The sequence below is a fragment of the Actinotalea sp. JY-7885 genome, from assembly GCF_014525465.1.
GTDB lineage: Bacteria > Actinomycetota > Actinomycetes > Actinomycetales > Cellulomonadaceae > Actinotalea.
Window position 1 is genome coordinate 1 of sequence record NZ_JACEXH010000182.1, and the last position, 6,155, is coordinate 6,155.

4 protein-coding genes and 3 pseudogenes are annotated in these 6,155 nt (G+C 74.3%); 4 read left to right on the forward strand and 3 right to left on the reverse strand.

What is annotated here, in order from left to right:
- Positions 1-240, forward strand: a pseudogene (locus IDM29_RS17385) (hypothetical protein); the annotation flags it as partial.
- 14 nt (positions 241-254) lie between these two features.
- Here IDM29_RS17385 and IDM29_RS17390 read toward each other — a convergent pair.
- Positions 255-440, reverse strand: a pseudogene (locus IDM29_RS17390) (FmdB family zinc ribbon protein); the annotation flags it as partial.
- A 145-nt stretch (positions 441-585) separates the two neighbouring features.
- Between IDM29_RS17390 and IDM29_RS13990 the strand changes: the two are divergent.
- A complete protein-coding gene (locus IDM29_RS13990; RefSeq protein ID WP_182113226.1) occupies positions 586-3,165 on the forward strand; it encodes a penicillin acylase family protein in 2,580 nt (859 codons plus the stop codon).
- Between the two features lie 55 nt (positions 3,166-3,220).
- Here the strand turns inward: IDM29_RS13990 and IDM29_RS13995 are convergent, their stop codons facing one another.
- Positions 3,221-3,772, reverse strand: a complete 552-nt coding sequence (locus tag IDM29_RS13995) for a DoxX family protein (RefSeq protein WP_182113227.1) — start codon at positions 3,770-3,772, stop codon at positions 3,221-3,223.
- 404 nt (positions 3,773-4,176) lie between these two features.
- A complete protein-coding gene (locus IDM29_RS14000; protein ID WP_182113228.1) occupies positions 4,177-4,827 on the reverse strand; it encodes a 5-formyltetrahydrofolate cyclo-ligase in 651 nt (216 codons plus the stop codon).
- A 141-nt stretch (positions 4,828-4,968) separates the two neighbouring features.
- Here IDM29_RS14000 and galU point away from each other — a divergent pair, with 141 nt between their 5' ends.
- Both galU and IDM29_RS14010 read left to right on the forward strand, forming a co-directional pair.
- Complete coding sequence (gene galU, locus IDM29_RS14005) at positions 4,969-5,871, forward strand: UTP--glucose-1-phosphate uridylyltransferase GalU (protein WP_182113229.1); 903 nt, start codon at positions 4,969-4,971, stop codon at positions 5,869-5,871.
- Positions 5,872-5,881: 10 nt separating this feature from the next.
- Positions 5,882-6,155 (forward strand): annotated as a pseudogene (locus IDM29_RS14010) (molybdopterin molybdenumtransferase MoeA); the annotation flags it as partial.

Genomic DNA, 6,155 nt, shown 5'->3' on the forward strand with positions numbered 1-6,155 from the left:
GGTCAGCCCGCGGCCGGCGCGGTGCTCGTGGTGCTCGACGTCGTCGACGCCGTGGAGGTCGTGGCCCCGCCGCTCGACCCGCTCCCGCCGGACCCGCCGGCGCCCGACGCCGCCGGCGCCGGGGCCGCGGTGGACGTGCCGGACGAGCCGTTGCCGCCCGAGGCGCCGTCGGACCCGGACGAGCTCGAGCTCGACGCCTTCTTCTTCGCACCGGTCTCGGCGCGCGCGTCGGTCCGGTAGAAGCCGGACCCCTTGAACACCACCCCGACGTTGCCGAAGAGCTTGCGCAGCCGGCCCTGGCACTGGGGGCACTGCGTGAGCGCGTCGTCCGTGAAGGCCTGCTGCGCGTCGAAGCGGTGCTCGCAGGCCGTGCACGCGTACGAGTAGGTGGGCACTGGTTCCTCCAGGTCGGGCGATGGTGTCCGGGCCGCGGTGCGCACGCCTCGCCGGGCCGGTTGGGGGCTGGCACTCGCTGCGTCCGAGTGCCAATGGTACGACGGCGGGCCGCGCCGGCTCCACGGCTTCCGCGCCGGGTCGTCGCACGCCCGCGCGGGCCCTTCGCCCGCGGCCGGTTAGGCTCGCCGCGTGCCTCGTCGTCGTGCCCTGCGTCTTCTCGTCGGTACCGCCGCGGTGGTCGTCCTCGCGCTCGTCGTCGTGGTCGGCGTCGCCGCGACGGTGGTGCGTCGGCCGCTGCCGGACGACTCCGGCGCCATCGACGTCCCCGGCCTGAGCGCGGACGTCACGGTGCTGCGCGACGCCCGCGGCGTGCCGAGCATCTACGCGGACACGGCCGAGGACCTCTTCGCGGCCCAGGGCTACGTCCACGCCCAGGACCGCTTCTTCGAGATGGACTACCGCCGCCACGTGACGGCCGGGCGCCTCTCCGAGCTGGTCGGCCAGAACGAGGAGGCGCTCGCCGCCGACGTCGTCATCCGGACCTTCGGCTGGCGCGACGTCGCCGAGGCGGAGTGGGACCTGCTGGACGCCGACACGCGGCGGTACTACGAGGCCTACGCCGACGGCGTCAACGCCTACCTCGAGGCGCACGACGCGGAGTCCCTCGGCCTCGAGTACGCCGTGCTGGGCCTGCAGGTCGACGTCGCCCAGCCCGAGCCGTGGACCCCGCTGGACTCGCTGACGTGGCTCAAGGCCATGGCCTGGGACCTGCGCGGCAACTACGGCGACGAGCTCTCGCGCGCGGTGACGTACACGACGGTGCGCGACATCGCGCGGGTCGACGAGCTGTTCCCGCGGTACCCGCAGGAGACGAACACGCCGATCCTCAGCGAGGTGGTGCCGGCGTCGGCCGTCGTCGCGCTGCCCGACGGCGCGGGTGATCCCTCGACGCTGCTGTCGGACGACCTCGAGGTCGCGCTCGACGCCGCGCGGCGCGCGATCGACGCGGTGCCGACGATGCTCGGCGAGGGCGACGGCACGGGCTCGAACTCATGGGTCGTCGCCGGCGAGCACACGGCCTCGGGGCTTCCCCTCCTCGCGAACGACCCGCACCTGTCGATCTCGGCGCCCGGCATCTGGACGCAGATGGGGCTGTACTGCACGCAGGTCGGTCCGCAGTGCCCGTTCGAGGCCTCCGGCTTCACCTTCTCCGGCATGCCCGGCGTGGTCATCGGGCACAACGCCCACCTCGCGTGGGGGCTGACGAACCTCGGTGCCGACGTGACGGACTTCTTCATCGAGCGCACCGACCCCGACGAGGGCACCTACCTGCGCGACGGCGAGCAGCTCCCGCTCGAGACGCGGACCGAGGTGATCGAGGTCGCCGGCGCCGAGCCCGTCGAGATCGAGGTCCGCTCGACCGCGCACGGGCCGATCGTCTCGGACGCCCTCGGCATCGGCCGGGTCGCCGGCGCCCCGCTGCCCGAGGGGCGGCGCGGCGTCCCCGAGGTCGCGCTGCAGTGGACGGCGCTCGAGCCCGGCCGGACGGCCGACGCCGTCTTCGCGATGGCGCTCGCGCAGGACGCCGACGACGTCGCCGCGGCCGCGGCGCTGTTCGACGTGCCGTCGCAGAACATCGTCTTCGCGACGGTCGAGGGCCAGATCGGCTACCAGGCGCCCGGGAAGATCCCCGTGCGCGCGCGGGTCGCCGACGGCCCCGTCCCGGCCGACGGCACCTGGCCCCGTCCGGGGTGGGACTCGCGCTACGACTGGCAGGGCTACGTCGCGGCCGAGGAGATGCCCGCCGCGGTCGACCCGGCCGCCGGCTACCTCGTCGCGGCGAACCAGGCCGTCACGGCCGCAGGGCAGCCGCCCTTCCTCACGAGCGACTGGGACTACGGCTACCGCTCGCAGCGGATCCGCGCCCTCATCGAGGAGGCGGTCGTCGCCGGCGTCCCCCTGGACGCCGCGGCCATGACCAGCTTCCAGAACGACGCGTGGAGCCCCTACGCGGCAGCGCTCGTGCCCGCGCTCCTTGCGGCCCCGGTGGAGGACGGCTTCACCGGCCAGGCCGTCGAGCTGCTGCGCGACTGGGACTTCGAGCAGGAGCCGGACTCGGCCGCGGCGGCGTACTTCTCGGCCGTCTGGGCGACGCTCCTGGAGCTGACGTTCTGGGACGACCTGCCGCAGGAGGAGTGGCCGAGCGGCGACAGCCGCTGGCTCGAGGTCGTGGTGCGGCTGCTCGAGGACCCCGCCAACCCGTGGTGGGACGACCGCCGGACCGTGAACGTCGTCGAGAGCCGCGACGAGATCCTGTCCCGCTCGCTGTCGACCGCGCGGCTGCGGCTGACGGTCGAGCTCGGCAGCGAGCCCGCGGCCTGGCAGTGGGGCCGGCTGCACACCGCCGCGCCCGAGCACCCCGTGCTCGGAGCCGACGGGGTCCCCGCGCCGGTGCGACAGCTGGTCAACCCCCGGCCGCTCGCCGTCGGCGGCGGGTCGTCGATCGTCAACGCGACTGCCTGGGACGCGGCCAGCGGCTCCTTCGCGGTGACGTCGGCGCCGTCGATGCGGATGGTCGTGGACCTCGGCGACCTGGACGGCTCGACGTGGGTGAACCTCACCGGCGCCTCCGGCCATCCCGGGAGCGTGCACTACACCGACCAGTTCGACGCCTGGGCCCGGGGCGAGGCGTTCCCCTGGCCGTTCAGCCGCGAGGCCGTGACGGACGCGGCGGTCCGGGAGCTCGTGCTGCGCCCTGGGGAACGCTGAGAGCGCCCAGCCCGCAGGCTGAGCGCTCTCGCGTTGCGTTCGGTCGTGCCGTGGCTCAGCGGAGCCAGGTGTGCTTCCCGATGATCCGGGCCCAGATCTTGCCCACGCCCCACGTGTCGCCCGCCAGGGTGGCGGCCGCGATGATCAGCAGCAGGGCCTCGTGCCAGTGCGAGTCCACGATCGGGTTCGTGCCGCCGAGGACGAACGGGATCTGCGCCAGGTACATGAAGAACATCAGCAGGGTGCCGGTGACCGCGGCGATCCTCAGGCCGGCGCCGAAGACCATCGCGATGCCGATGCCGAGCAGACCGAGCATGAACAGGACGTCACCGAACGGGTTGGCGAACACCTGGAAGAGCCCGGCGAAGGGGCCCTCGATGCCCATGATGAAGCCCTGGGCCGGGGTGCCCCCGTTGATCCAGGCGCGCTCGGCCGGGGTGGCGAACCCGAGGCCGAACGTCTTGTCGAGGAACGCCCACAGGAACGTGAAGCCGATCGTGATCCGCGCGATCGCGAGCACCTTGCGGGTCGACGCGCGCGTGACGATCTGCTCCTGGTAGATGGTGGTGTCGGTGGTCTTCGGGACCGCCTTCGTGGTGGTGGACATGCTGACCCTCCCAGGACGTGCCGCCGCGGCCTCGCCGCGCCGGGAGCCCGTGTTCCCGAGCTCTGGTACCAGATTTGCACCGGCGCGCGCCGTGCACATGAGTCCAAGGTCCGCGGGACCAAAGGCCCCGTCCAGGGACATCACGGGCGCCCGGTCGCGGCGCCGAGCGGGTCCGCGGGACCTAGGACCCCGGACGGGCCGCCGCACAGGAGGGACGCTGGAGGGGTCGGGGCCGGACGCGAGTCCGTCCCAGGGGACTCGCCAAGGGGTCCCGGCTCAAGGGCGTGCCCGCCTGGTCGCGCGGGCGGGCACGCCCACACCGAGCCCCGCCTGCCCGCCGTGCGTCGGACGCGCGACGCGGGCCGCCCCGGTCCCGGGGCGCGACCCCAGGCGCCCGGAGAAGCTCAGGCGCTCGTGGCGGTCCCGCCGACGCGCCGCCACCGCTGGGGCGTGGTGATGACGTCGACGCGCAGGTCGTGCCCCTCGTGCGGCAGCGGCCGCTCGGTGGCGTCGTACACCTCGGTCTCGAAGACCATCGCGATGACGCTCGTCCCCGGCGTGCAGTGCATGAGGACGCGGTCGTACCAGCCGCCGCCCTGACCCAGCCGGACGCCGGAGGTGTCGACGGCGAGCGCGGGCGCCACCACGGCGCCGGCCTGGGCCACGGCCTCGGCGCCCAGCGTCGGGCCGGGCGGCTCCGGCGGCCGTCCCGGCGCGCGCACCTGCAGCTCCTCCGCGGTCGTGAACCACGCCCAGTCCCGCTGCAGCCCCGTGCCGAGCACCGGCAGCAGCACGCGGGTCCCGCGCCGGGCCAGGCGCTCGAGGAGCGGGATCGTGCCCGGCTCGCTCGGCCGGGCGACGTAGGCGGCCACGACGTCGGCCCCGCGCACCTGGGGCAGGTCGCCGACGACCTGCGCGAAACCGGCCGCGGCCCGCGCGTGCTGGCGGGTCGAGAGGCGCTCGCGCTCCGACCTGATGACCCGTCGCAGCTGCTCCTTCGTCTCGGACGGCCCGAGGCGGGCGCCGTCGACCCAGGGCTGTCCGGCGCTGTTCATGGGTCACATCATCGCAAAGAATCGGTCTCGTTGGCGTGTCCGAGGTCCCGGGCCGCGCGTCGCGGCACGCCCGGACGCGCCGTCGCGCGCAGTTCACATGCCCGAAGCGCCACGGACGCCGGGGCGGGCTAGCCTCCCGCCATGACCATCCGCAAAGCCGTGATCCCCGCCGCCGGACTGGGGACGAGGTTCCTCCCCGCCACGAAGTCGACGCCCAAGGAGATGCTGCCGGTCGTCGACAAGCCTGCGATCCAGTACGTCGTCGAGGAGGCCGTTGCCGCCGGCCTGCACGACGTCCTGATGATCACCGGTCGGTCGAAGCGCACGCTCGCCGACCACTTCGACTCGGTGCCCGAGCTCGAGAGCGCCCTGGAGGCGAAGGGCGACCAGCAGCGCCTGGCCGAGGTCCGTCGCTCCACCGACCTCGCCGACGTCCACTTCGTGCGGCAGGGCCAGCCCAAGGGCCTGGGCCACGCGGTGCTGTGCGCGCGCCACCACGTGGGCGACGAGCCGTTCGCGGTGCTGCTCGGCGACGACCTCATCGACGAGCGCGACCCGATCCTGCCGACGATGATGGCGCTCCAGGAGCGCACGGGCGGCTCGGTCGTCGCGCTGCTCGAGGTCGCTCCCGAGCAGGTGCACCTCTACGGCTGCGCGGCCGTCGAGCCGCTCGACGGCGCGGACGGCGACGAGGACCAGGTCCGCATCACCGGCCTGGTGGAGAAGCCGGACCCGGCCGACGCGCCGAGCAACCTCGCCATCATCGGCCGGTACGTGCTCAACCCCGCCGTCTTCGGGGTGCTCGACGAGACCGAGCCCGGGCGCGGCGGGGAGATCCAGCTGACCGACGCGCTCGCGACCCTGGCCGGGATGCCCGCGGAGGAGGGTGGCGGCGTCTACGGTGTCGTCTTCCGCGGCCGCCGCTACGACACGGGGGACCGGCTCGACTACCTCAAGGCCGTCGTGCAGATCGCCGCCGATCGGCCCGACCTGGGTCCCGACCTGCGCGCCTGGCTGACGGAGTACGTCGCGACGCTGCCATGATGGCGGCCCTATGAGATCAGTCTCCGAGCACCTCGCGGCCGTCCTCGACGCCGCCCGTCCGGTCGTCCCGCTGGACGTGGTGCTCGCCGACGCCGACGGCTGCATCCTCGCCGAGGACGTCACGGCCCCGGCCGACGTGCCGTCGCGCCCGGTCGCCGCGGTCGACGGCTACGCGGTGCGCGCGTCCGACGTCGGGCTGCGCGGCCCGGGGGCCGCCCCGGACGTCGCGCTCCCGGTGGTCGACGACGCCCCGGTGACCGCCGCGCAGCCGCTGCGCCTGGTGC

Excerpts from the sequence above, each read along its gene's own strand:
- IDM29_RS13995 (WP_182113227.1), bottom strand. The coding sequence starts at position 3,772 with ATGTCCACCACCACGAAGGCGGTCCCGAAGACCACCGACACCACCATC.
- IDM29_RS14000 (WP_182113228.1), bottom strand. The coding sequence starts at position 4,827 with ATGAACAGCGCCGGACAGCCCTGGGTCGACGGCGCCCGCCTCGGGCCG.
- galU (WP_182113229.1), top strand. The coding sequence starts at position 4,969 with ATGACCATCCGCAAAGCCGTGATCCCCGCCGCCGGACTGGGGACGAGG.